Origin of the sequence: Paraburkholderia sediminicola, assembly GCF_046027825.1 — a bacterium.
GTDB classification, from domain to species: domain Bacteria; phylum Pseudomonadota; class Gammaproteobacteria; order Burkholderiales; family Burkholderiaceae; genus Paraburkholderia; species Paraburkholderia sediminicola_D.
On the sequence record NZ_JAQQDU010000005.1, the window covers coordinates 75,490 to 100,924 of the forward strand.

General features: G+C 62.2%; 22 protein-coding genes. 17 read left to right on the plus strand and 5 right to left on the minus strand.

The window, feature by feature from the left end; translation table 11 throughout:
• Positions 1 to 61: 61 nt before the first annotated feature.
• Positions 62 to 1,159: a CAF17-like 4Fe-4S cluster assembly/insertion protein YgfZ gene (ygfZ, locus tag PQQ96_RS04245; RefSeq protein WP_408289173.1), complete on the minus strand. Its 1,098-nt coding sequence runs from the start codon at positions 1,157 to 1,159 to the stop codon at positions 62 to 64.
• A 78-nt stretch (positions 1,160 to 1,237) separates the two neighbouring features.
• On the opposite strand from ygfZ, the gene mltG reads away from it, so the two are divergent.
• The 10 genes from mltG (at position 1,238) to PQQ96_RS04295 (ending at position 11,222) form a co-directional block, all read left to right on the plus strand.
• Complete coding sequence (gene mltG, locus PQQ96_RS04250) at positions 1,238 to 2,248, plus strand: endolytic transglycosylase MltG (protein ID WP_408289176.1); 1,011 nt, start codon at positions 1,238 to 1,240, stop codon at positions 2,246 to 2,248.
• Positions 2,248 to 2,868 carry a dTMP kinase gene (tmk, locus tag PQQ96_RS04255; protein ID WP_408289179.1) on the plus strand — a complete coding sequence of 207 codons (621 nt, stop codon included), beginning with the start codon at positions 2,248 to 2,250 and terminating at the stop codon, positions 2,866 to 2,868. Before mltG ends, tmk begins: the two co-directional genes overlap by 1 nt.
• A gap of 94 nt (positions 2,869 to 2,962) precedes the next feature.
• Positions 2,963 to 3,997: a DNA polymerase III subunit delta' gene (locus PQQ96_RS04260; RefSeq protein ID WP_408289181.1), complete on the plus strand. Its 1,035-nt coding sequence runs from the start codon at positions 2,963 to 2,965 to the stop codon at positions 3,995 to 3,997.
• A gap of 106 nt (positions 3,998 to 4,103) precedes the next feature.
• Positions 4,104 to 4,622: a GNAT family N-acetyltransferase gene (locus PQQ96_RS04265; protein ID WP_408289184.1), complete on the plus strand. Its 519-nt coding sequence runs from the start codon at positions 4,104 to 4,106 to the stop codon at positions 4,620 to 4,622.
• 58 nt (positions 4,623 to 4,680) lie between these two features.
• Entirely contained in the window at positions 4,681 to 5,472 is a 792-nt protein-coding gene (locus PQQ96_RS04270; RefSeq protein WP_408289186.1) for a TatD family hydrolase, read from the plus strand.
• A 52-nt stretch (positions 5,473 to 5,524) separates the two neighbouring features.
• On the plus strand, positions 5,525 to 6,265 hold the full coding sequence (locus tag PQQ96_RS04275; RefSeq protein ID WP_408289189.1) for an ankyrin repeat domain-containing protein: 741 nt from the start codon (positions 5,525 to 5,527) through the stop codon (positions 6,263 to 6,265).
• Positions 6,266 to 6,530: 265 nt separating this feature from the next.
• Positions 6,531 to 6,887 carry a Rap1a/Tai family immunity protein gene (locus PQQ96_RS04280; RefSeq protein WP_408289191.1) on the plus strand — a complete coding sequence of 119 codons (357 nt, stop codon included), beginning with the start codon at positions 6,531 to 6,533 and terminating at the stop codon, positions 6,885 to 6,887.
• A gap of 354 nt (positions 6,888 to 7,241) precedes the next feature.
• Positions 7,242 to 8,654 carry an alpha,alpha-trehalose-phosphate synthase (UDP-forming) gene (otsA, locus tag PQQ96_RS04285; protein ID WP_408289194.1) on the plus strand — a complete coding sequence of 471 codons (1,413 nt, stop codon included), beginning with the start codon at positions 7,242 to 7,244 and terminating at the stop codon, positions 8,652 to 8,654.
• Between the two features lie 73 nt (positions 8,655 to 8,727).
• On the plus strand, positions 8,728 to 9,909 hold the full coding sequence (locus PQQ96_RS04290) for an AAA family ATPase (RefSeq protein WP_408289197.1): 1,182 nt from the start codon (positions 8,728 to 8,730) through the stop codon (positions 9,907 to 9,909).
• Positions 9,910 to 10,154: 245 nt separating this feature from the next.
• Positions 10,155 to 11,222, plus strand: coding sequence for a glycosyltransferase family 4 protein (locus PQQ96_RS04295; protein ID WP_408289200.1), 1,068 nt, complete (start codon positions 10,155 to 10,157; stop codon positions 11,220 to 11,222).
• Positions 11,223 to 11,332: 110 nt separating this feature from the next.
• Here the strand turns inward: PQQ96_RS04295 and PQQ96_RS04300 are convergent, their stop codons facing one another.
• The 3 genes from PQQ96_RS04300 to PQQ96_RS04310 all read right to left on the minus strand — a co-directional run bounded on the left by PQQ96_RS04300 (position 11,333) and on the right by PQQ96_RS04310 (position 13,342).
• Positions 11,333 to 11,920 (minus strand): BPSL1445 family SYLF domain-containing lipoprotein, encoded by a 588-nt coding sequence (locus PQQ96_RS04300; RefSeq protein WP_408289202.1) that lies wholly within the window; start codon positions 11,918 to 11,920, stop codon positions 11,333 to 11,335.
• A 357-nt stretch (positions 11,921 to 12,277) separates the two neighbouring features.
• Positions 12,278 to 12,724: a hypothetical protein gene (locus PQQ96_RS04305; protein ID WP_408289205.1), complete on the minus strand. Its 447-nt coding sequence runs from the start codon at positions 12,722 to 12,724 to the stop codon at positions 12,278 to 12,280.
• A 321-nt stretch (positions 12,725 to 13,045) separates the two neighbouring features.
• Positions 13,046 to 13,342: a PsiF family protein gene (locus tag PQQ96_RS04310; protein WP_074283997.1), complete on the minus strand. Its 297-nt coding sequence runs from the start codon at positions 13,340 to 13,342 to the stop codon at positions 13,046 to 13,048.
• A 448-nt stretch (positions 13,343 to 13,790) separates the two neighbouring features.
• On the opposite strand from PQQ96_RS04310, the gene PQQ96_RS04315 reads away from it, so the two are divergent.
• Both PQQ96_RS04315 and PQQ96_RS04320 read left to right on the plus strand, forming a co-directional pair.
• Positions 13,791 to 14,087 carry a YciI-like protein gene (locus PQQ96_RS04315; RefSeq protein ID WP_408289208.1) on the plus strand — a complete coding sequence of 99 codons (297 nt, stop codon included), beginning with the start codon at positions 13,791 to 13,793 and terminating at the stop codon, positions 14,085 to 14,087.
• 585 nt (positions 14,088 to 14,672) lie between these two features.
• Complete coding sequence (locus PQQ96_RS04320; RefSeq protein WP_408289210.1) at positions 14,673 to 15,830, plus strand: DUF6566 family protein; 1,158 nt, start codon at positions 14,673 to 14,675, stop codon at positions 15,828 to 15,830.
• Between the two features lie 247 nt (positions 15,831 to 16,077).
• Here PQQ96_RS04320 and PQQ96_RS04325 read toward each other — a convergent pair whose 3' ends face one another.
• The gene (locus PQQ96_RS04325; RefSeq protein ID WP_408289213.1) at positions 16,078 to 17,631 is read right to left on the minus strand and encodes a mannose-1-phosphate guanylyltransferase/mannose-6-phosphate isomerase; all 1,554 of its coding nucleotides are present in this window, start codon (positions 17,629 to 17,631) and stop codon (positions 16,078 to 16,080) included.
• 647 nt (positions 17,632 to 18,278) lie between these two features.
• Between PQQ96_RS04325 and PQQ96_RS04330 the strand changes: the two genes are divergently transcribed.
• From PQQ96_RS04330 to PQQ96_RS04350, 5 genes are all read left to right on the plus strand, one after another.
• A complete protein-coding gene (locus PQQ96_RS04330) occupies positions 18,279 to 19,676 on the plus strand; it encodes an undecaprenyl-phosphate glucose phosphotransferase (RefSeq protein ID WP_408289216.1) in 1,398 nt (465 codons plus the stop codon).
• Between the two features lie 173 nt (positions 19,677 to 19,849).
• On the plus strand, positions 19,850 to 21,295 hold the full coding sequence (locus tag PQQ96_RS04335) for a UDP-glucose dehydrogenase family protein (protein WP_408289219.1): 1,446 nt from the start codon (positions 19,850 to 19,852) through the stop codon (positions 21,293 to 21,295).
• A gap of 60 nt (positions 21,296 to 21,355) precedes the next feature.
• The gene (locus PQQ96_RS04340) at positions 21,356 to 21,811 is read left to right on the plus strand and encodes an arsenate reductase/protein-tyrosine-phosphatase family protein (protein WP_408289221.1); all 456 of its coding nucleotides are present in this window, start codon (positions 21,356 to 21,358) and stop codon (positions 21,809 to 21,811) included.
• Entirely contained in the window at positions 21,805 to 23,043 is a 1,239-nt protein-coding gene (locus PQQ96_RS04345) for a polysaccharide biosynthesis/export family protein (RefSeq protein WP_408289380.1), read from the plus strand. Before PQQ96_RS04340 ends, PQQ96_RS04345 begins: the two co-directional genes overlap by 7 nt.
• Positions 23,044 to 23,200: 157 nt before the next feature.
• Positions 23,201 to 25,399, plus strand: coding sequence for a polysaccharide biosynthesis tyrosine autokinase (locus PQQ96_RS04350; protein WP_408289383.1), 2,199 nt, complete (start codon positions 23,201 to 23,203; stop codon positions 25,397 to 25,399).
• Positions 25,400 to 25,435 lie beyond the last annotated feature (36 nt).

Sequence of the window (25,435 nt, forward strand, 5' to 3'; positions counted from 1 at the left end):
AGTTGAAGTAACAGATGCCAGAAAAAAGCGGCGCTTGATTGCGCCGCTCGGGTTCGGAAGCTTAAACCTCGGTCGGCAACCCATACGGCAAGGCCAGGAACGTCAGCGCCGGACCATCCGCCGCGCCCAGATGCACCGAGCCGCCTTCGAGCGCCGCCAGCTTGATCTCCACCAGCACATCGACGCCGCCTGCCGGCGCCGACGCCGCATTCACCACCATCCCGCACGGCTGGCCCGGATCGGCCGAGTGGAACAGTTCCGCACCGGCCTTGACCGTCGCCAGTTCGCCCGCCACGTTCGCGAGCGAGGTGCGCCGCTTGATCGTGCCGCGATACTGGCTGCGTGCCACCACTTCCTGACCCGGATAGCAGCCTTTGCGGAAATTGACCGCGCCGAGCACGTCGAAATTGACCATTTGCGGCACGAATTGCTCGACCACCGGCTGCGTGATACGCGGTTCGCCCGCACGAATGTCGAGCCAGTCCCATACCGCCGGCGACACGCGCTTGAGCTTTTCGTCGAGCAAGGGCAGGTGCGCCTCGATTGCGGCCTTCGGACCGACCCATAGATAGCGCAGCCGGTCGAGCGCGTCCGGAACACGAATCAGCGAACCCGCCGTGCCGTCCACCTGGACATGCACGCCGTCGGGCAGCGCATCGAACACGCCGGAAAGCGCTTTGCGCACGTCGCCCGCGAGGCCCACTACCGCCAGTTCGCCACTCGCATCCACAAGCTTTGCCTTGGCGCGCAGAACGAACATGGACAGCCGCTTTTGCACGGCGGCCTGCACGTCTTTCGACACCAGCAGGCGGATCCTGTCGCCCGTGCGCCAGGTCAGGAACGACGCCAGCAGTCGGCCCTTGGCCGAGCAGTACCCCGCGAGGCGCGCATTGGCGGCGTCGAGATGCTGGGTGTCGTTGGTCAACTGGCCGTGCAGGAAGCTCGCCGCATCGTCGCCGGTTACGTCGATCACGCCGAACTGGCTCAGCGGCATGTAGGCGCCTTGCTGAACAATAGCGTCGAATTCATCAGCGGCGGGGCGCGGCAAGGCCGGAAGTCCGACGGGTGCGGAAGCCTGTACCGCGGCAGCCGTGCCCGTGTGAGCAACTGCGGGCGCAACTGAAGGCGAGCCTGAAGCGTTAGCGAGCGGTGTGTTCATGGATTCCGGGAACAGTCAATTCTGACTTTAGCTAAGGCAAACAAGTATTATATGAGGTCCAACCCAGCCCCGTTACGCATGTCCCTTCTGAAGAAATGTTTCGTCGCCGGCTCAATCGTCGTTGTGCTGGCCGCAGCCGCAATCGCAGGCGGATATCACTGGGCGACCAGCCCACTCGATTTGACCCCGGCGCAACTCGATGTCACCGTCAAACCGCACAGCAGCTTGCGCAGCGTCACGCTGCAGCTCAACCGTGGCGGCGTACCGGTCCAGCCTGAACTGTTCGTCATCATGACGCGGCTGCTCGGCCTGCAAAGCAATCTGAAATCCGGCAACTACGAGTTCAAGACAGGCATCACGCCGTACGAAGTGCTGCAAAAAATCGCACTCGGCGACGTCAATGAGTACGTGGCGACCATCATCGAAGGGTGGACGTTCAAGCGCATGCGCGCCGAGCTGGACGCCAATCCGGCGCTCAAGCACGACTCGGCAGGCATGAGCGACACCGATCTGATGAACGCGATCGGCGCGCCGGAAGCGTCGATCGGCAATGGCGAGGGGCTGTTTTTCCCGGACACCTATCTGTTCGACAAGAACACCAGCGATCTGGACGTCTACCGCCGTGCGTACCGGCTGATGCGCGTGCGTCTTGACGAGGCGTGGCTCGCCCGTGCGCCGAACCTGCCTTACAAGACCCCGTACGACGCGTTGACGATGGCGTCGATCATCGAGAAGGAAACCGGCAAGCCATCGGACCGGCCAATGGTGGCGGCCGTGTTCGCGAACCGCCTGCGGGTGGGCATGCCGCTGCAAACCGACCCGACCGTGATCTACGGCATGGGTGACAGTTACACCGGCCGCATCAGGAAGAAAGATCTGCAGACCGACACTCCCTACAATACCTACACCCGGATGGGGCTTCCGCCAACACCCATCTCGCTGCCCGGTGTCGCATCGCTGCAGGCGGCGATGAACCCGGCGCAATCCACCGCGCTGTACTTCGTATCGCGTGGCGACGGCAGCAGTATCTTTTCTGACACCCTCGGCGATCACAACAAGGCCGTGGACAAATACATTCGAGGGCAATGATGGCGCGGGGCAAATTCATAACGTTTGAGGGCATCGACGGTGCCGGCAAAACCACCCACTTAAGCTGGTTTCGTGAACGCCTCGAAGAGAAAGTCGCGAGCACCGGCCGCTCGGTCGTGATGACACGCGAGCCGGGCGGCACGCCGCTCGGCGAACAGATCCGCGAGATCGTGCTGCATCAGAAAATGGACCTCGAAACCGAGGCGCTGCTGATGTTCGCGCTGCGTCGCCAGCATCTGGCCGAAGTCATCGAGCCGGCGCTAGCGCGCGGCGACTGGGTGCTATCCGACCGTTTCAGCGACGCGACCTTTGCCTACCAGGGCGGCGGCCGCGGTCTGCCGCGCGACAAGCTCGAAACACTGGAGCGCTGGGTGCAGGGCGGCTTTCAGCCGGAACTGACGGTATTGTTCGACCTGGCGCCGGAAATCGCCAACGAACGGCGCAGCGCCGCGCGCGATCCGGATCGGTTCGAAAGCGAGTCGGAGGCATTTTTTAACCGCACCCGCGCCGAATATCTGCGCCGCGCCGAAGAGGCGCCGTACCGGTTCGCTATCATTGACTCTTCGCAGAGCATCTCACGCATTCAGAAGCAACTTGAAGAGTTGATCGCATCGCTTTGATTTTAAAAGAATATAATCCTGAGTTATAACAACGGACGAAGTTCGCCTGATATCTCGTCAAGTGTCTTCAACCGATTGATTGAAAAGAGAAACAATGATTTATCCGTGGCAAGCCGATGACTGGAACCGCCTTCAGCAGTTGCGTGGGCACTGGCCGCACGCCTTGCTGCTGCATGGCCAGGCGGGGATCGGCAAGCTGCGCTTCGCGCAGCACCTGGCGCAAGGGCTCCTGTGCGAGGCTCAGCAGGCCAACGGCGAGCCCTGCGGCGCGTGCGTGGCGTGCAACTGGTTCACGCAGGGCAATCATCCGGACTATCGGATCGTCGTGCCTGAAGCGCTGGCCGCCGAAGCCGGTCTTGCTAACGCCGCAGAGGAAAAAGCCGAGAAAGCCGACGGCGACGAAGGCAAGAAGACGCGCGCGCCCAGCAAGGAGATCAAGATCGAGCAGATTCGTGGCTTGCTCGATTTCGTCGGCGTGGGCTCGCATCGTGGCGGCGCGCGGGTGGTCGTGTTGTATCCCGCCGAGGGGCTGAACATCGCCGCGGCCAACGCGCTCCTGAAAACGCTCGAAGAACCGCCGGCGGGTGTGGTGTTTTTGATGGTGTCGGCCCGCGTCGACCGCCTGCTGCCCACCATCATCAGCCGTTGCCGCCAATGGCCGATGACCATGCCCGCGCCAGACGTCGCAACGAAGTGGCTCGCCGCGCAAGGCGTCGCCGAAGCGCCCGCGCTGCTCGCCGAAGCCGGCGGCGCGCCGCTCACGGCCCTTGCACTCGCGAGCGACGAGAACCGCACGCTGCGTGACTGGACCCTCAAGCAACTGGCGGCCGGTGCCGACTGCGACGCGTTTGCCTGCGGCGAGGCGCTGCAGAAGTTGCCGGTGCCGCTCGTGCTCGGCTGGCTGCAGCGCTGGATGTACGATTTGCTGGCGCAGCGCACAGCCGGCACGCCGCGCTATTTTCCGCAAGCGTCGACGGCGTTAACGCGCTGCGCATCGCAAGCCGACGCCAGCGCGTTCGCGCGCTTCATGCGCACCGTGACGCGCCAGCGCGCCGTCGAGAACCATCCGCTGAACGCGCGGCTGGTGTTCGAAGAACTGTTTATCGGCTATCGCGAGCTGTTCGCGTAAGTCTGTTGATGGCGGAGCGGCCAGCCAGGGCCGGCCAGTGTGACTGCGCCGCACCCACCCGTGCGGGCCTCCGCTGATTCGTCTCCTACCTCACGTTCAAAGCACTATGAGCCTTTCCTACCGCGATGCCACGCTCGACGATCTGCCCGCAATCGTCGCCATCTACAACTCGACTGTGCCGTCGCGGCAAGTCACGGCCGATCTGGAGCCGGTGAGCGTCGAAAGCCGTCTGGCGTGGTTTCACGCACACGGCCCGCACAAGCGCCCCCTGTGGGTGGTGGAGGATCCGCAGCAGCCGGGCCGCGTGATCGCATGGCTGAGCTTCTCCGACTTCTACGGCCGCCCGGCCTATCTGCGCACCGCCGAAGTCAGCATCTATCTGGACGAAAGCGTGCGCGGCAAGGGGCTCGGCAAGCAACTGCTGGCGGCATCGCTTGCGGTGGCGCCAGAACTCGGCATTGACACGGTGCTGGGCTTTATCTTCGGCCACAATGACGCGAGCCTGCGCCTGTTCCGCGGCTTCGGTTTCGACACGTGGGGCTCGCTCCCGCGCGTTGCGGTGCTGGACGGCGTGGAGCGCGATCTGGTGATTCTCGGCAAGCGGCTCGACGCAACCGCGGCCTGATTTACAGCCTGATTCGCAGCCGGATTCACATCAAGCTATTTACCCGCAGGACATCATCATGTTTGTCGATTCGCACTGCCACATCAACTTCGAAGGACTCGCCGACCGCCTGCCGCAGGTGCTTGAGAGCATGCGCAGCCATTCGGTCACGCATGCGCTGTGCGTCTCGGTCGACCTGGAGACGCTGCCGTCTGTCCTCGCGATCGCCAGCCAGTACGAGAACGTGTATGCGTCGGTCGGCGTGCATCCGGATCACGAGGATATGCGCGAGCCGAGTCTCGCCGAACTCATTGAGCTGGCCGAGCATCCGAAGGTGGTCGCGATCGGCGAGACCGGTCTCGACTACTACCGCCTGGAAGGCCGCACGATCGCTGACATGGAATGGCAGCGCGAGCGCTTTCGCACCCATATCCGCGCGGCGCATGCCACAAAGAAGCCGCTGATCATCCACACGCGTTCGTCGGCGGAAGACACGCTGCGCATCATGGCCGAGGAGCGCGCGAGCGAGCCGGGCGGTGTGATGCATTGCTTCACCGAACCGTGGGCGGTAGCTGAGCAGGCGCTGGCGCAGAATTTTTACATTTCGCTGTCGGGCATCGTCACGTTCAAGAGCGCCACCGACGTGCAGGACGTCGCGCGCCGCGTGCCGCTCGACCGTTTGCTGATCGAAACCGACTCGCCGTACCTCGCGCCGGTGCCGTATCGCGGCAAGCCCAATGAACCTGCGTACGTCAGTTATGTCGGACGCTTCATCGCGCAACAACGCGAGATGCCGGATACGGCGCTGGCCGCCGCGACGACACAAAATTTCTTCCGGCTCTTCAAGATTCCCGCGCCCGTTGGTGTGTGATCGGTAAAGTTAATAAATATCAAATGGATAGGGAAGTTTCCTAAAGTACAACATGACAAATTATTCGACTTCAACCGCAGCGTTTCAAGAGACTTCAGTGGCGCAAACCGCGCTCGGTTCGGCGCGCCGCAGCGCGTCGCGCCTTGCGCTGGCCGCCACGCTCGCCTGCGCCGCGCTGACTTCGCTGGTCGCTTCGCCGGTTCAGGCCGCACCGATCGACTCGCTCATCAAGTCGGTTAAATTCGACGACGTCGACGGCGTCAACAAGCTGCTCGCCAAGGGCATGGATCCGAACAGCGTCGACAACCAGGGCATCCCGCTGCTGGTGATCGCCGCGCGCGAGAAGTCGGACAAGGTGGGCGCCGCACTGCTCGCCAATCCGAAGACCAACATCGAGATCCAGGACAAGGCCGGTGAGAACGCGATGATGATGGCCGCGTTGAACGGCGACCTTGACTTCGTCAACCAGCTGATCGCGAAGGACGCCGAAGTCAACAAGAAGGGCTGGGCGCCGCTGCACTACGCGGCCGCAAACGGTCACGACGATATCGTCAAGGTGCTGCTCGACCACTCGGCCTATGTCGACGCCGGCTCGCCGAACGGCACCACGCCGCTGATGATGGCCGCACGTGGCGGTCATGTGTCGACGGTGAAGCTTCTGCTCGACAACGGCGCGGACCTCACGGTGAAGAACCAGATCGGCCTGACCGCGCTCGATTTTGCGAAGACCTACAAGGAGCCGGACGTGGTCGAAGGACTCACCGCGCGCCTGCAGCAAATGCAACAGAAGTGAACTGTGTGAAAAACCGGAGCGCCGGCCGGCGGCCAGAGGGTTGGCGGTCGGGATACCGGCCACCGGGATGCCGGCCACCGGATTGCCGGCCACCACGATGTCAGCCGCCAAAGCGCCCGGCCGCACAAATTTGCCTGAAGATAGCGGCGGTTGGCATGCCTGCCGCTTCGCAAAACAGTGCAGAATGGCGACTTGGCGTGCTACGAGGCGCGCCGGTTCGATGCGGCGCAAGACCGCCTGATAAACGACCCTGGAAAGGAACACCATGCTGCGGGCCTTGATTTTCGCCAGCGCGCTTGCCGTACCGCTATCGGCAGCCGCGTTTACGGGAGGCGACCTCAACAAGCTGTGCACGAAGACCGATGTGGCATCGCGCAGTGCGTGTGCCGCCTATATCGAAGGCGCCGCCGACGGTATCTTCAACACGATCGACGCGATCGGCGGCACTACCGGGCCGCGCGTCGGCCAGTACTTCTGCCTGCCGCCGGACGCGCGTTCGGCGCAACTCACCGACGCGGTACGCAAGTACATCGCCGAGAATCCGATCGTCGCGGGCTATAACGCTAGCACGGCGATCTCGCTGGGGCTCGGCAAGGCATTTCCTTGCAAGAGCGGCAATTGATCGCGTAGCTGGTTTGAAAATTTGACATGACTCGCGGCTGAAGTCTGCGCCGCGTGCCTGCCTCCATGCCGGCCCGAAGCCGGCCGCGCGCGCCCGGAAGCTGCCAACTCTCGACGACCTCAGTCGTATCTCCGAAGCCTCGCTACAGTTCAGATGTTAGTGATGCGCCAGCCAGGTGCAACTGACCGGGCACTGCAGCAGTCGAACTGTCCATCTGAGTCACGAACCCGACGCGGTGTCGTCTGCCCGGCCGGCTTCACCGGCTAGCTTTCGCTCAAGCGTTGTCGCGCAGAAGCAGGCGAAGTGTTCTACAGCACGTCGGCCGCGTCGCGCGAATCAAGGAGGACTACCAATATGGGTCGACTGATCGTCGTGTCGAATCGCGTCGCAACGCCGACGGAAACCAAGGGGTCGGCGGGTGGCCTCGCGGTGGGCGTGTTCGGCGCGCTGAAGGACGCGGGAGGGGTGTGGTTCGGCTGGAGCGGCGACGTGGTGAGCGAGACCGTCGCCAACGCCGGTCCGACGCTGGAGCAGGATGGCGCCGTGACCTTCGCGACCGTCGGCCTCACGCGCAAGGATTACGACCAGTACTACCGCGGCTTCTCAAACGCGACGCTATGGCCGGTGTTCCACTACCGCAACGACCTCGCACGCTACGAGCGCGAGGAGTATGCGGGCTACCGGCGTGTCAACGCATGGCTCGCGCACAAGCTGATCAAGCTGCTCGAACCCGACGACGTGATCTGGATTCATGACTACCATCTGATTCCGTTCGCTGAAGCGCTGCGCTCCGAAGGCATCACGAACCGCATCGGCTTCTTCCTGCACATTCCGTTTCCCGCGCCGCAGATTCTGCTCAATATTCCGCCGCACGAAGAGTTGGTGAAATCGCTGTCGTGCTATGACCTGCTGGGCTTCCAGACCGCGACCGATGAACTCGCGTTCCACGACTACGTGACGCGCCACGCACGTGGCACCGTGAGCGAAGGCAATCACGTCGAAGCCTTCGGCCGCAAGCTGCGCACGGGCGTCTATCGGATCGGCGTGTTCCCCGATGAAATCGCCGAACAGGCGCAGCGCTACGAAAGCCGCCAGCACGTGCTTGACCTGAAGCAGAGTCTGGAGGGCCGCAAGCTGATCATGAGCGTCGACCGGCTCGATTATTCGAAGGGGCTCGTTGAACGTTTTCGCGCCTTCGAGCAGTTGCTGGAACGCTCGCCCGAATGGCGCGGCAACGTCACGCTGGTGCAGATCGCGCCGCCCACCCGTTCGGACGTCGCCACCTATCAGAAGATCCGCCAGGATCTCGAATACGAAGCAGGGCGCATCAACGGCCGTTACTCAGGTCTCGACTACACGCCGATCCGTTACCTGAATCAGCAGTACGACCGCTGGAAGCTGATGTCGCTGTTTCGCGAGTCACAGATCGGCTTTGTCACGCCGTTGCATGACGGTATGAACCTCGTCGCGAAGGAGTATGTCGCAGCGCAAAATCCCGACGATCCGGGCGTGCTAGTGTTGTCGATTTTCGCAGGCGCCGCCGCAGAGCTGACCGGCGCGTTGCTGGTCAATCCGCACGATGCGATTGGCATGTGCGAGGCCTTGCAGCGTGCCTTGCAAATGCCGCTCGACGCGCGCCAGCGGCGTCACGAGATCAACATGGCCGCGCTGCGCAAGAACGATCTCGGGGTGTGGCGCGATACCTTCCTGAACGATTTGCGCAACGTGCCCATACAGAAGCCGGGTAAAGGCGGCGGACATAACTAATGAGAATGATGCGTTTGAACGAAGTTGTTTCACTGAGCGTCAGACGGCGCGCGGCGGTTCGCCAGGTGGCCGCATGCTGAGAACGTTGGCCATTGCGGGGTACCGGTCGCTGCGCGAGCTGATCGTGCCGCTCGGGCAATTGAATGTCATCACGGGTGCGAATGGCAGCGGGAAGTCGAGCGTGTATCGCTCGCTGCGCTTGCTGGCTGAGACCGCGCGCGGTGGGGTGATTACGTCGCTCGCGCGTGAGGGCGGGTTGCAATCCACGTTGTGGGCCGGGCCTGAACGCTTCTCGCGCGCGGTGCTGGCCGGGGAGTTGCCGGTCGAGGGCACGCGCCGCAAGGAGCCGGTGAGTTTGCGGCTCGGCTTTTCTGGCGATGAGTTCGGTTATGCGATAGATCTCGGGCTGCCGCCGCCAGATGAGCGCCCGCCTGAGACGCGCAGCAGGTTCCTGCTTGATCCAATGATCAAACGCGAATGTATCTGGAGCGGCCCAGTGCTGCGACCGTCCGCGCTACTGGTTGATCGGCGTGGCGCTGCGATCCACGCGCGCGATGAAACTGGCGACTGGCAAACCATCCCCCAGCCCGTCGCCAGTTTCGACAGCATGATGACGGAGTTCTCCGACCCGCGGACCGCCCCCGAGATGATCACCGTGCGCGAGCAGATTCGCTCGTGGCGCTTCTACGACCACTTCCGCACGGATGCTGAAGCGGCCGCGCGTCTGCCACAGATCGGTACACACACCCCGGTGCTTTCGAACGACGGCGCGGACCTCGCCGCGGCTTTGCAAACCATTCGCGAGATGGGCGACCCGGTTGCGCTGGATACCGCCATCGACGACGCCTTCCCGGGTTCGCGCCTCGACATTGCAACTCAGGATGGCCGCTTCGAGGTGTCGATGCAGCAATATGGCCTGCTGCGGCCGCTAAAGGGCGCGGAACTATCGGACGGCACCTTGCGCTACCTGTTGCTGGTGGCCGCGCTGTTGACGCCGCGTCCGCCCGCGCTGCTGGTGCTGAACGAACCGGAAACGAGCTTGCATCCGGACCTGCTGCCGGCGCTGGCGCGCCTGATCGCGCGGGCTTCCGCGCATTCCCAGGTGCTGGTGGTGTCGCACGCGGCGCGGCTGATCGCGGCGCTCGAACGGGAGGACGACAGCCAGTCGATCGTGCTCGAGAAGCACTTCGGCGCCACGCGCATTACCGATGCAGACGATCGCGACCTGCCGGCCTGGAAATGGCCGGCGCGATAGGGGCGGACGTTGCGGCGCACGCGCGAATAATGCGCGCCACCGGATGTAATCTGAATGTAACATTGCGCTGGAATTGCAAAGCCAAGGGCTTTTTGTGGCGCCCTGATGAATAATGCTTTGATGCGGATGGTGCAAGCGGACGCCCGGCGGTCACTGCATTGATGGAGAAGGCCAGGCGCTGCCTTACACAGCGCCGCTGACGTGCACCGCCATGGGCGCCAGCCGTCAGATCACGGAGACACAATATGAAGATTGCGCAGATCGCCCCCTTGACCGAATCGGTGCCGCCGAAGCTATACGGCGGCACGGAACGCGTCGTGTCCTATATCACCGAGGCGCTGGTAGAACTCGGCCATGACGTGACGCTGTTCGCGAGCGGCGACTCCGTCACCAGTGCAAAGCTCGAACCCGTCTGGCCGCGCGCGCTGCGTCTGGACCCGGGTATCCGCGACCGCATCGCACCTCATATGCTGTTGATGGAACTGGTGCGCCGCCAGGCCGAAAACTTCGACGTGCTGCATTTCCACCTCGACTATTACTCGTTTTCGGTCTTCAAGCGCCAGGAGACCCCCTTCGTCACGACGATGCATGGCCGCCTCGATCTGCCCGAGCAACAGCCGGTGTTCGACACCTTCAACACGGCGCCGGTGATCTCGATTTCGAATTCGCAGCGCCATCCATTGCCGCAGGCCAAGTGGCTCACCACCGTCTATCACGGTCTGCCGGAGCAGCTCTACACGCCGCAGCCGGTCGAGCAGAAGTACCTCGCGTTTCTCGGCCGTATCTCACCGGAAAAGCGGGTCGATATTGCGATCCGGATTGCCGGGCGCTGCGGTATGCCGATTCGTATCGCGGCGAAAGTGGATGCCGCCGACCGCGAATACTTCGAGCACGAAATCCGCCCGTTGCTGGACTTGCCATATGTCGAATTCATCGGCGAAATCGCGGACAACCAGAAAGCTGAGTTTCTCTCGGGCGCACATGCGCTGCTTTTCCCGATCGACTGGCCGGAGCCGTTCGGCCTCGTGATGATCGAAGCGATGGCGTGCGGCACGCCGGTGATCGCGTTTAACCGCGGCTCGGTGCCGGAAGTGCTGGACGACGGGGTGACCGGCTTTATCGTCGAAGATGAGATTGGCGCGGTGGCGGCGGTCAATCGCCTGCATAAGGTGCCGCGGGCGGGTGTGCGGCAACGCTTCGAGGAGCGTTTCACGTCGCACCGGATGGCGCAGCAGTATGTGGATGCGTATCAGTCGGTGATTCGCGCGCAGAAGCGTTCGCGCTTCAAGGTGATCGATACGTCGGGAAGCTGAGCGCAGTCGCGCGGCCTCACACGGCAGCTTGAAAAAGAACGGCGATGGGCCATGCGCATCGCCGTTTTTTTATTGCTGCGGCCTTCGGGACCCGCGCACGGATCGTGCGCTTAGATCTTCAGGCGCGAGACCTTGGTGCCCTGCAGCGAGATATCGGCCATCAGGCCGGTATTGGTGAGCACGAATACTTCAACCGGGGCCGTTGCCGTGGTCGTATCGATCGCACCGTTGGCGCCCATCTTCACCAGCGCGACGGAAGCGTCGCCGCCCGCCGACCAGCCGTCGGCATTGCGGAATGAGTCGAGCGAGTCTTGAGTCATGAACAGGAAGATGATGGCCTTCGACTGCGCACCGGCCTGCAGGCCGAACGAGCCGGAAATCGTGCTGTAGTAGCCCACCGAGCTGCCGCCGACGCGCAGCGCGCCTTCGCCATACTGGCCGCCGACAATGAAGCCCACTTGCAGTACCGACGGGAACACGAGTACGCCGCGTGCTTTGGATACGAGTTCGCGCGAACCCGTTACGGTCTGGAACAGGCGCGACATGGTGCCGTCGACGCTGGCGTCGATTGACTGGCGTTTGGATGCATCAGTGGAGGGCGTGTTCGGGCTGCTGCCGTTGGTCGTACAACCAGCGAGAGCAAGGCCTCCGACAGCGAGCACAGCGGTAGTCTTCAGCATGAAGTTTCGTCTTTGCATCGTTTTTCTCCATCATGGTTCCTGGGCACAACCTCATATGGTGTTGCCGGGTTGCCTTTCAGTTATATCACACGTAACCGTATAGGAAGAGCTTCGTCGTTCGGCGAAAAGCCTTGTGTGGCGGGGGTTTCGAGCATTGCAAAGCGCGGCGATGTAATTTTGACCGACCGCAGGGGAGTGTTAAAAGACGCTGGAGCCGCACGTTCGAATGGGCGCCCGATGCATCGTTCCGGGTTGGGGCCGGCTTGTCGGCGGCTGGATTGAAACCGTTTCAGGTGCCCGTTTTTACCGATTTATCGCGCTCACGATCCTTGCTGAAGTCGAACCGAAAGTGTTGCGTTGGCGCTGTACCGCATCTCACCCATGGTTCGCCGGACTTTTGACGGGCGGGCGCCGCAGCGCACGGCGAATCATGCCGATCAACACACCAATCAGAAACAGCGTGACGGCCGGCACGATCCAGTAGCCGACGAACGCGTGCCAGAGGTAAGCCATGAGCGTCGAGCGGCGCACGCTGTATTCGTTGCGGGCGTCCTGCTGGCGCGGCGCATTGGCGGCGAGCACATCGGCCGGGCAGCCGGCGGCTTGCGCCTCGTCGGGCTTGCCATGGCAGCGCGCGGGTGCACCGGCGGCGCGTTGTGCGTCGGTGAAATCCCACGTGGTCAGCTCGCGGTTCAGGTCGACGGCGTTGTACGCCATTTCCTCCCGGATCTCGCTGACTGCCACGATCGCCACGGGCACGGCCCAGAATATGATGACGACCAGCCACCGTCTCAACCAGCGGTTCTTATGCTTCGATACCATCCTTGCCTCCGATCGGTGCTCTGCAGCACCAACGACAAGATGGCGGCCCGTCTAATGTTGTGTATGGGGGTGGGCCGTCTCCGCAGCCATCATAGAAGAAAAACGACGCGTTCGCGCGGATCGACTGCGAAGGGATGTGTCGCGCGAGGGCGGTTGCCGGGGAGATGAACTGCTGGAGAAAGCGGGAATAAGCGCGGAAGTGAGCGCAGGACTCGGGACAGGAGAAAGGTGGCAGCCGCGCCGGAAATGGCGCGGCCCTGTTCGAGCAAAACGCGGCTAAACGCGCGGCGCGCGGGAGGCGCCGGTTGCCGCGCGTTTGTTTTAGTTAGCCGGTGCGGACGACAGGCAGGTCTTCATGAAAGCCTTGCGGTCGTCGCCTTTCTTGCCGGTGGCTTGCGTGTTGCACGCTTTCATCTTGTCCTGCTGGCTCATCGGTGCGGCAGCGGCCGGCTTGGCCGACAGACAGGTCTTCATGAAGGCCTTGCGGTCGTCACCTTTCTTGTCGCCGGCCTGCTTGTTACAGTCGGCCATTTTCGTTTGCTGGCTGTTCTGAGCAAACACCGGCGAAACGAGGACAGCACCCAGCACCAGCGTAGCGATTGCGGATTGGATTTTCATGTGACACTCCATCGGTGGTGAAAACGTTTTTGGTCGTTCATGCGTGGGGGCGTCAACGGCGTCCAGGACCCCTCGGCATGTCCATTATGGCAAATGCTGTCTGCCAGAACGGATAAAAGAGCGTTCTGGTTGACAGACGCTCACGCTGGTTTTCCCCTACGGGGCGGGGGAGAGCGGCGCTCCGGTGAATAAAACGGCTGAATCGCAGCAGCGCAAAAATTTGTTATGCAATCCAGATCAATTGACGAGACGCATGCAATTGAATTAGTTCGCCGTCATTTCATATGGACGATAAAATTCTAACTATTCGATCCACATTGCTGCAGATGAAAATGAATGGAAAATTGGCAAAAAATCCCGTTGTCGATCAAATGAGTAATATAGACCCGAATCCTTGCGCCGATGCGCCGCGCACCGTCTCTGTCACGCAAGCCGAAGGAGGCTCGCCATGCACTATCTGTTGATGTATGACCTCGTGCCGGGCTATCTCGAACGGCGTGGCGCGTATCGCGACGAGCATCTGAAACTTGCCTGGGCGGCAGCGGCGCGCGGCGAGCTGCAACTGGCCGGGGCGTTGACCGAGCCCGTGGATGCCGCCGTGCTGCTCTTCGAAGGCGACTCTCCCGCAGCCGCCGAAGCCTTTGCCAAGGCCGATCCGTACGTGCTCGCGGGGCTTGTATCGAGCTGGCGCGTACGCCAATGGATGACCGTGGTGGGTGAGGGCGCGGCGAAGCCTGTGCGCTAGAAGCGAGCCCATCCGCCGCGCTTCTCCGGCGTGGAGAGGAATGCAAACCGCATGCGCAAGCGCTGCGCTCGCTCGCGCGACAATTGTGCCGCGATGTCAGTCAGGTGCTGTCCACCCACCGCGTCCATACACCTGCCAGTCAGGCAAAAAATACGCTCAAAACGCATCGAAATGCATTGTGGATCGAGCGCCGGTTTCGTAAATGCCATTCGCCGGGCTTACCGGGCCATTGTGCTGTGCAATAGCGGCTTTCGCCGCCGAAACCGCCAGCAGTTCTGTTACGGCAATGAGTGAAGCGACACAGCAAAAAGGACAAGATTGTTTCCATCCGTAACACTTGTCTCAGTCATATTCACGCAAACCCTGGTGATGGTATGCTTCGTGCACAAATTCTCCCATGCACGAGTGAGACCACGTTTTGTGCTTCGCAATAGGGACAAACCGCACTAAGCCAGTGCGCCATTGACCCAGCAAACAGAACGTACAAAACATATTTGTGCAACCGCGGGCTGCACACGGATCGTGACAGTTGAATCCGTGGCCGTCCAACGCCGCAGCCCGGCCAGGCTGCGTGGAGAAAACCCAATGTTTTTCGATGAGCTAAGCAATGACGAATGGGCGCTGCTGGCAGCGCTTGTCTCTGATGAGCCGGCCGTCCGTCTGAACCGACGCGGCCGGCCCCGCGCCGAACCACGTATCGTGGCGAATGCCGTCCTGTGGATTCTGACAACCGGCGAATCGTGGTCGAAGCTGCCGGGCCGCTATCCGTCGGGTCCGACATGCCGGCGCCGTTTCGAAGAATGGCAATTGAACGGCACCCTCCTCGAGATGGTTCGGCTGTTGTCGCATGCCACCGGGCGTACCTTCGCGTACGTCCCGCAACCGGGGCCGCCCATCGCGGCCAAACCGGCAGCACCGGTAGCAGAAGCCCCCAGCGTGCGCGATGAAAGTCTGCGTGGCGTGTCGTGGAAGAGCCCCGAGTCGTGGCAGGCGCCCGGCATCTCGAACGGCCTGCGCAGTTGGCGTCCGGCCGATCCGATGGCCGATATCACGCGCCAGTTGTCCGGGCTGACGAATGTGCCGCCGGTGTCGCGCGCACCCTCTACGCCCTCTGCATCCCCGTCACATGCAGCACGGCCTGCTATGCGCGCCGATCGGCAAGGCATGGACGAGGCAGGGGCGGTGGGCGCGGCTATGCACGATCTGGATTCGGCCATCGCATCGGCGCGCCGCATGCATCAGCTTGACGATCAGCGCAACTCGCTGTCGATGAGCCTCGCGCCACGTGGCACGCAGGTCGACGACCGGCGCGGTTATGTGATCTATGTGGCGGCGGAGCAGGTGCCCAACGCCATGTATCGCGCGTGGGCGGAGATCATGAAGGACGGCAAACGCGTCGAGCGTTCCGGCCTCGTTGGCCCGCGCTTTGTGGAGGCCGTCGCGGCGGAGCAGTACGCGCTCGACTGGGCGCGGCAATGGATCGACCGTGAATGCCGCACGCAGGCCGCAGCCGACGCCGCACCTGCGGTCAACGCCCCCGCGGCGATGGCGCGTCCGTTACCGGCCGTGCGTCATGTGCCGGAGCCGGTCACGGTGAATCACGGGGCGCCTTTGCACGGTCCGCTCAATGCGTTCCGTGGACCGCTGCGCCGTTACCCCAGCGAACCGGCCGCACCCGCGACCGAAAACAGTGCGTCAGATCGTTTCCCGTCGTACCCAGAACTCATCTCCCATGCGGGATGAGCGAGGCTGTAAGTGCGGATGTAAGTGTGGCTAGAACAACAGTACCCCGCGGCCGGTAGGAGCAACCGCCGCAGGTTCCCGTTTCATCCGTTGTGAATCATGGACGTTGTCTGATTGACGCTAATCGATGTTGCCTCGGCGCCGATGTAATGTTGGCCGCCGGCGTCCTTCACCGGCGTTCCTCATTGGCATGCTTCAGTGACGTGCTTCAGTGATGTGTTTCAGCGACGTGCGTGAGTGACATGCTTCATTGCCGTCCATACGTATCGTCGAAGCGCACGATATCGTCTTCGCCGAGATATGAGCCCGACTGCACCTCGATCATTTCGAGCGGCATCTTGCCCGGGTTCTCGAGACGGTGGGTGACCCCCAGCGGAATATAAGCCGATTCGTTTTCGGAGACGATAAAGCGCTCTTCACCCCGCGTGACGAGCGCGGTGCCGCGCACGACGATCCAGTGTTCGGCACGGTGATGATGCATTTGCAGCGAGAGCCGCGCGCCGGGTTTCACGACGATGCGTTTGACCTGGAAGCGCTCACCGGTATCGACGGAATCGTAGTTGCCCCACGGGCGATGCACCTTGCGATGGTTGGCTGCCTCCAGCCCGCCATCGCTTCGAATCCGTCCGACGATCTTCTTGACGTCCTGCACACGCGATTTGTCCGCGACGAGAATCGCATCGGCCGTTTCGACCACCACGAGATTCTGTGTGCCGACACAGGCAATCAGGCGTCCTTCCGAATGCGCGAAGGTCGAGGTGGCCCCTTCGAACATCACGCGGCCACGGCCCACGTTCTGATCGACGTCCTTCTCCGAGATATCCCAGATCGCGTCCCACGAACCCACATCCGACCAGCCCGCTTGCAGCGGCACCACTACGCCGGACGCAGCAGTCTGATCGTTGCCCAGTTGCTCCATCACCGCGTAGTCGATCGAATTCGACGGCGAGGCGCTGAAGGCGTCACGTTGCAGACGGAAGAAATCGCCGTCTGCCTTGCCGCCCGCGAACGCCGCTTCGCAGGCTTCGTAAATCGCCGGCTGGAAGTGACGGATCGCCTTCAGCCAGGTCGATGCGCGCATGATGAAGATGCCGCTGTTCCACCAGTATTCCTGCGATTCGATATAACGCTGCGCCAGCTCCAGATGCGGTTTTTCGACGAAACGGTCGAGCTTATGCGCGCCGATCTTACCGGCTGCATCGGCGTCCGTTATGCGCGCGTCATTAGGCATGCCAAGCGCCGCGCCGATGCGGATATAGCCATAGCCCGTTTCCGCGCGCGTCGGCACGATGCCCATCGTTACGATTTGACCGGCGGCGGCGTGCTGCACGCCGGCGGCCACCGCTGCATGAAAACCATCGATGTCGGTCACCGCGTGATCGGCGGGCATCACGACCATGATGCCGTCCTCATCCTGCGCGGCGATCGAAAGGGCAGCTACCGTTAGCGCGGGCGCCGTGTCGCGTCCGGTGGGCTCGAGAATCAGCCGGGTCGGCTTGCCGCTCGTGCGCAATTGCTCGGCGGTCGTGAAACGTTGTTCTTCGTTGGCCACCACGACGAGTTGCTCGGCGAGCAGATGGCCGGTTTCGAGCCCGTCGAGCCGGCGGGTGGTCGACTGCAGCAGCGAGTCGTCGCCGAGCAGGCCGATCAGTTGTTTCGGGTGCTGCTCGCGCGACATCGGCCATAGCCGTGTGCCGGAGCCGCCCGCCAGAATCACGGGATGAACCTTGAGCTTGACGTTAAGGGGCATAGCTTGCGTGGACCGGGTGTCGGCGGGTGTGGCCGTAACCGAAGCTGTCATGATGGACTCCTCGAGGCTGGGTGAATGCGTCGAGTTTTATCACGAAGTAAGGGATCAATAAAAGCGCGTTAATTAAAAACTATATAAAACACCTAATTAAATTAGCCGATTCGTGAATGAAAAATGTCTGTCTGATTTATAAAAAATAAAAATTACTGGGAAAAATAGCGGGCAAATTTTTTTGCGCGATGGAATGGCGAAAAAAGAAACGGAAAGGCGGGGTGTAGGTTGTGTAGGAAAACCGACAGGTTGACTCGCCGCCGTCTCCACAAAGGCGAAAAAAGGGCTTTTCAAACGAAAATCCGGTAACAATTACCGCGCAAAATTCAGAAAAAATTCCGAAATTTTGACCGATACATTTTGAGATATTTTGCAGACTTGCAGCGCGAATTTTAATATCGCTTTATCTATACCTGTACTCGGGTATTCACTCATTCAGACGCCTGCTTTCCGATTCATGCGTTCAGGAATTTTTTAGTCCGGAAAGCGGCAGGCCAATTAGCACGGGTTCAATCCGTTTCGCGTCGCGCGTTTATTCGGCAGGCGCGGATACCGGCGTTGTGCGCGAGGAGAGAGGACTGAATGAGTGTGACGGGAATTCAACCAACCAATGGATGGCACTTGACTGACGAACTGAGGGGCAGCGCATGCTGAGCGTTCTATCGAGAATCATCGACATTGCCATGGTCGCGCTCGGCGCCGCCATCGCGACGGCCGTGCACAACGGGAAATTGGTGTGGCTGGACGACGTCCAAAGCGTGTCGCTCGCGTTCGACTGCCTGCTGGTAGTGGTGGTCTTTCCCGCGCTGGGCATCTATCAGTCGTGGCGCGGCAAGCCGCTTTACGACCTGCTGTGCCGCGTCGCCGGCGGTTGGGTGATGGTGGAGGTCACGGGCGTGCTGATCAGCTTCAGCCTGCACCGCTCGGACAGTCTGTCGCGGCTGTGGCTCGTCTATTGGGCGGTCGCCACGATCGTGCTGTTGATCGTCACCAAGGTGATCATCTATTCGATCCTGCGCGGACTGCGCCGCGAAGGCTTCAATCAGCGCGCGGTGGCGATTGTTGGCGACGCGCGGTACGGGCGCTTCCTGATCGAACAGATGCGCAGCCGTCCGGAAACGGGTTTCAGCCCGGTTGTGGTGTTCGATGAGGACGGCACGATTAACCCTTACGAAGACCCCGATGCGAGCGATTCGATCGAAGGCGTGCCGGTCGAGCGCGATTACGCGCGGATGCTTCAACTGGTGCGTCAACGCGCGATTCGCGAACTGTGGCTCGCGCTGCCGATCTCGAAGGAAAAGGCGATCCACCGCTTCGTGATGGACCTGAAGAACGACTTCGTGAACATCCGCTTCATTCCGGACGTGCGCAGTCTGACGCTGTTCAATCAGCCGATGGTCGATCTGCTCGGCGTGCCGGCGATCAACCTGGCCGCCTCGCCGATCACCGATCTGCGCGTGCTGCCCAAGCGCGTCTTCGACCGTCTGTTCGCGCTGGCGGCATTGACCGCGCTGGCGCCGGTGATGCTGGTGATCGCGGTGATGGTGAAGGTGAGTTCGCCAGGCCCGGTGTTCTTCCGCCAGAAGAGGAAGGGTATCGATGGCAATCAGTTCGAGATCTACAAGTTTCGCTCGATGAAGATGCACAAGGAAGAGGCCGGCAAGATCACCCAGGCCACACGGCGCGATCCGCGCATCACCGCGGTCGGCGCGTTCCTGCGGCGCACCAGCCTCGACGAACTGCCGCAATTCATCAACGTGTTGCGCGGCGAGATGTCCGTGGTCGGCCCACGCCCCCACGCGCTCGAACACGACGACATCTACAAGGATCTGGTGAAGGGCTACATGCACCGTTACCGGATCAAGCCGGGTATCACCGGTTGGGCACAGATCAACGGCTATCGCGGCGAAACCGATCGCATCGAAAAGATGATGGGCCGCGTCAAGCTCGATCTGTACTACATGCAGCACTGGACCTTCTGGCTCGACATCAAGATTGTCGTGCTGACGCTGTGGAAGGGCTTTGTGGGCAGCAACGCATATTGATGGCCCCCCACCTGTCGCTTCGCGCCAGCCCCCCGAGGGGGAGCAATCCCCCAAGGGGACTTCCGATGGTGCGGAAAACTTGGGGCGGCCCGGCGTTTTCTTGCGAGCAGCGCTCGCACAACGCAGTGCGTGACCGCTTTCCTGACTCAACTCCATTCTCCGAGGTGTAATACATGAACCTGACGATCATCGGTAGTGGCTACGTAGGCCTCGTAACGGGCGCTTGTCTGGCTGACATCGGCCACGACGTGTTCTGTCTCGACGTCGATCAGCGCAAGATCGACGTGCTCAACAACGGCGGCGTGCCGATCCATGAACCGGGTCTGCAGGAGATCGTTGCGCGCAATCGCAAAGCGGGCCGCCTGAAGTTCTCGACCGACATCGAAGCCGCGGTTGCACACGGCGACATCCAGTTCATCGCGGTGGGCACGCCGTCGGACGAAGACGGATCCGCCGACCTGCAATACGTGCTTGCCGCCGCCCGCAACATCGGCCGCCATATGACAGGCTTCACGGTGATCGTCGACAAATCGACGGTGCCGGTCGGCACGGCCGCGCGCGTACGCGACGTGATCGCCGGGGAACTGGCCGCGCGCAACGCGAGCCCTATGTTCTCCGTAGTATCGAATCCGGAGTTCCTGAAAGAAGGCGCGGCCGTGGAAGACTTCACGCGGCCCGACCGTATCGTGCTCGGTTGCGATGAAGACGTGCCGGGCGAAAAAGCGCGCGAACTGATGAAGCGCCTCTATGCGCCGTTCAACCGCAATCGCGAACGCACGCTGTACATGGACGTGCGCTCGGCCGAGTTCACCAAGTACGCGGCCAACGCGATGCTCGCCACGCGCATCTCGTACATGAACGAACTCGCGAATCTGGCTGACCGCGTCGGCGCGGATATCGAAGCGGTGCGCCGCGGCATCGGTTCGGATCCGCGGATTGGCTACGACTTCCTGTATGCCGGTTGCGGCTACGGCGGCTCGTGCTTCCCGAAAGACGTGCAGGCGCTGATTCGCACGGCAGCCGACCACAAAGCCAACCTGCGCATTCTCGAGGCGGTGGAAGCCGTCAACGACACGCAGAAAAAGATCCTCGCGCACAAGATCGTCGACCGTCTGGGCGAAGACCTGTCGGATCGCACCTTCGGCGTGTGGGGTCTCGCCTTCAAGCCGAACACGGACGACATGCGTGAAGCGCCGAGCCGTCCACTGATCGCCGAACTGCTGCGCCGCGGCGCACGCGTGAAGGCCTACGACCCGGTCGCGATCGACGAATCGAAACGCGTCTTCGCCCTCGACCTGAAGGACGTGCCGCAACAGCACGCGCGCCTGTCGTTCGTGAGTGAGGAGATGGAAGCGGCGGAGGGCGCCGATGCACTCGTGATCCTCACCGAATGGAAGGTCTTCAAGAGCCCCGACTTTGGTTCGCTCAAGGAAAGCCTCAACACGCCGCTGATTTTCGACGGCCGCAATCTGTACGAACCGGACGCGTTGCTCGAACTCGGTATCGAGTATCACGCGATCGGCCGTCAGCACGCGCTGCGCAATGCACCGGCGAAGGTCGGCGCAAGCGGTCTGTCGATAACAGCCAATGCGGCCGACGCAGTCGAGGCCGGCCAATAAGTTGGCCAATGAGTTGACCAATAAGCCGCCGCGCCGCCACGCCTCATCAAGGAGCCCGCTATGTTCGCTAACGTTCTGATCGTCTGCCACGCCAACGTGTGCCGTTCGCCTGCCGCCGAGATGCTGTTCAAGTCCCGGCAGCGCGCGGCGTCGCGGCCGTCCTCAGCGCCGATCGCGTTTCATTCGGCGGGCCTGCGCGCCGTGAACGGCCACGCCATGGATCCGGTGATGCGGCGCCTGCTCGCCGAGCAGGGCGTCGCCTCCGGCATCCACTATTCTCGGCGTCTCGACCACCGGCTCGTGCGCACCGCCGACCTGGTGCTCGTCACCGAGCGCGCGCAGGTGAGCGCGGTCGAGGCGCTCGATCCAGCATCGCGCGGCAAGGTCTATCCACTCGGCAAATGGGAAGACGACTCCGACGTCGCCGACCCGCACGGCCACGTGGAAGCCGACTATAGGGAGAGTCTCGTGCTCATCGAACATCTGGTCATGGGATGGCTGAAAAAAATATGCTGATGAAAAAACGCACCGCACACACATTCGCGAACCTCAACTCGACGGGCTTTAAATCGAGGTTCGCCGCCACGCTTTTGCTGACGTCCTTTCTGTCGGCCTGCGCTACCGCACCTGGCAATTACCTCGACACGTCCCGTCTGAAAGACGACGGTCAGCATCAGAGTCAACAAGCTAACGAAACCTATCCGGTTCATCTGATCGACGGCCCACTGGTCGCGGCACAAGCGCAGGCGCAAGCGGCTGCCGCCGCGCAGCAGACGTTGCCCACGTCGCGTTTCAGCGACCCGTCGCAGTATGTGTACCGGCTCTCGCCGCAGGACATTCTCGGCATCACCGTATGGGATCACCCTGAATTGACCACGCCGCAGGGCAGCACGCTGTCGTCAGGCGGCAACACCACGCAGTCGATCGGCGGCGCCTTGCAGCAGCCGTACACCGCCGCGCTGCCGGGCCAGGCCGATCCTTACGGCCAGACCATTGCCGCCGACGGCACAATCTTTTTCCCCTTCGTCGGCCGCATCAAGGCCGCGGGCAAGACGGTGGGCGAAGTGCGCGATCAGCTGAGCGCCGGCCTCGTGCGCTACATCCGCAATCCGCAGGTCGACGTGCGCGTACTGTCGTATCGCGGCCAGAAAGTGCAGGTCACCGGCGACGTGAAGACGCCGGGCCCGCTCGCTATCAGCGACGTGCCGCTCACGCTGGTCGATGCGATCACGCGCTCGGGCGGCACCAACAGCGACGCCGACATCCAGCGCGTGCGCCTCACGCGCAACAACAAGCTGTACGTGCTCGACGCGAACCGCATGCTCGACCAGGGCGACACCACGCAGAACGTCATGCTGCAAAACGGTGACGTGATCAACGTGCCGGACCACAGCGACAGCCGCGTCTTCGTGATGGGCGAGGTGAAGACGCCGATCCAGGTGCCCATGGTCAGGGGGCGCCTGACCATCGCCGACGCGCTCACCCTGGGGGGCGGCATTCTCGACACGGACGCCAATCCGCGCCAGATCTTCGTGATGCGCGGCATGCGTGAACATCCGACCACGCCGGACGTGTACCGCCTCGATATGACGCAGCCCGACGCGATCATGCTGTCGTCCCAGTTCCAGTTGCAGCCGATGGATGTCGTGTATGTGGGCACCGCCGCTTCGACCACGTTCAACCGTGTGTTGCAGCAAGTCCTGCCGACCATACAGACGCTGTTCTACCTGAAGCAGTTGACGAAGTAAGCACCTGAGCCGTCGACAGGCCCGCGCCGCTTTCCCAGGGCGCGGGACCGAAGCAAACGCCAAGGCACACGCCAAAGCACGCCAAAAGCACACGCTGAAGCCTACGCCGAAGCAACCGATACGGGATCGAATTGTGAGCAATCAAATCTCTCCACACATGGCCGGTCCGATCAAGACCGAAGAAGAGGACGTCGTCCTCGGGCAACTGGTGCAGGTGATCCTCGACGACATCTGGTGGCTGATCGCAATCGCCGCGGCGATCGTCGCGCTGGCCGCCGCGTACTGTTTCCTCGCCAAGCCGATCTATTCGGCTGATGCCCACGTGCGAGTCGAGCAGTCCGACAATACATCGCAGGCGCTCACGCAGACGCAAACGGGTGCGGCGATCACCACCGGCTCGACCTCGTTGCCGACCGACGCCGAAATCGAAATCATCAAGAGCCGCGGTGTGATCGGCCCAGTGGTCCAGCAACTGAAGTTGAACTTCAGCGTCGCGCCGAAGACGATTCCGCTGCTTGGCAGCATCGCCGCGCGCCTGGCGACGCCGGGCCAGCCGGCGCGGCCGTGGCTGGGTCTGTCTTCTTACGCATGGGGCGGTGAAGACGCCGAGGTCGATTCGCTCGAGGTGGTGCCGGCGCTGGAAGGCGCGAAGCTGACGATGCAGGTCCAGGACGGCCAGCACTACGAACTGTATGCGGAGAACGGCTCACTGCTACTGCGTGGTCAGGTCGGCCAGCAGGAACAGGGCGGCGGCGTGACGATCCTCGTCAGCAAGCTGGTGGCCCGTCCGGGTGAGGAGTTCATCGTGACGCGCTTTAACGACCTTGACGCGATCACCGCGTTCCAGTCGGCCATCACCGTGCAGGAGCAGGGCAAGCAAACCGGCGTGATCCAGATCTCGCTGGAAGACAAGAGCCCTGAGCACGCTGCTTTGGTGGCCAATGCGCTCGCGCAATCGTATGTGCGTCAGCACGTGTCGAACAAGCAGGTCGACGCGAGCAAGATGCTCGACTTCCTGAAGAGCGAAGAGCCGCGCCTGAAGGCCGATCTCGAACGCGCGGAAGCCGCGTTGACCGCATACCAGCGCCAGTCCGGCTCGATCAATGCGAGCGATGAAGCCAAGGTCTACCTCGAAGGCAGTGTGCAGTACGAGCAGCAGATCGCCGGTTTGCGTCTGCAGATGACGCAGCTGGCCGAGCGCTATGGCGACGACCATCCGATGCTCGTGGCCGCGCGTCAGCAGATGGCTGAACTGGAGGCGCAACGCGCCAAATACGCCGACCGCTTCCGCGATTTGCCGGCGACCGAAGTGAAGGCCGTGCAGTTGCAACGCGACGCCAAGGTGGCCGAAGACATTTACGTGCTGCTGCTCAACCGCGTGCAGGAGTTGTCGGTGCAGAAAGCGGGTACTGGTGGCAACGTGCATATCGTCGACTACGCGATGCGCCCGGGTGCGCCGGTCAAGCCGAAGAAGGTGCTGATTCTCTCGGCGGCCGTGATTCTGGGGCTGATCTGCGGCACCGGTTTCGTGTTCCTGCGCCGCAATATGTTCAAGGGGATCGACGACCCCGACCACATCGAGCGCGCGTTCCATCTGCCGGTGTACGGTCTGGTTCCTTTGAGCGCCGAACAGGCTGTGCTCGAAAGCAGCTTCCAGCGCGGCGGCGAACGCCTGCGCGCGGTGCTGGCGAATGCGCGGCCGAAGGACGTCACGATCGAGAGCCTGCGCAGCCTGCGCACGTCCATGCAATTCACGATGATGGATGCGAAGAACCGCATCGTCATGTTGACCGGCCCCATGTCCGGCGTCGGCAAGAGCTTCCTGACGGTCAATCTGGCGGTGCTGCTGGCGAACTCAGGCAAACGCGTGCTGATGATCGACGGCGATATGCGTCGCGGTGTGCTCGAACGTTACGTGGGCGGTGTGCAGGACAACGGTCTGTCGGAATTGCTGAGCGGGCAGATCTCGCTCGAAGAAGCGATCCGCAACTCGAACGTTGAAGGCTTGAGCTTCATCTCGTGCGGCCGCCGTCCGCCCAATCCGTCGGAACTGCTGATGTCGCCGCGTTTGCCGCAATACCTGGACGGCCTCGCCAAGCGCTACGACGTGATCCTGATCGACACGCCGCCGGTGCTGGCCGTGACCGATGCGTCGATTATCGGTGCGTATGCCGGTTCGACCTTCTTCGTGATTCGCTCGGGCGTGCACAACGAAGGCGAGATCGCGGAGGCACTGAAGCGTCTGCGCGCAGCCGGGGTACATGTGCAGGGCGGCATCTTCAACGGGATGCCGGCGCGTGCGCGCGGCGGTTACGACCGCGGCTATGCAGCGGTCCAGGAATATTTGAGTACCTGAGTCTGAGCCCCTGAGCCACCAGGCTCAGCGCATTGC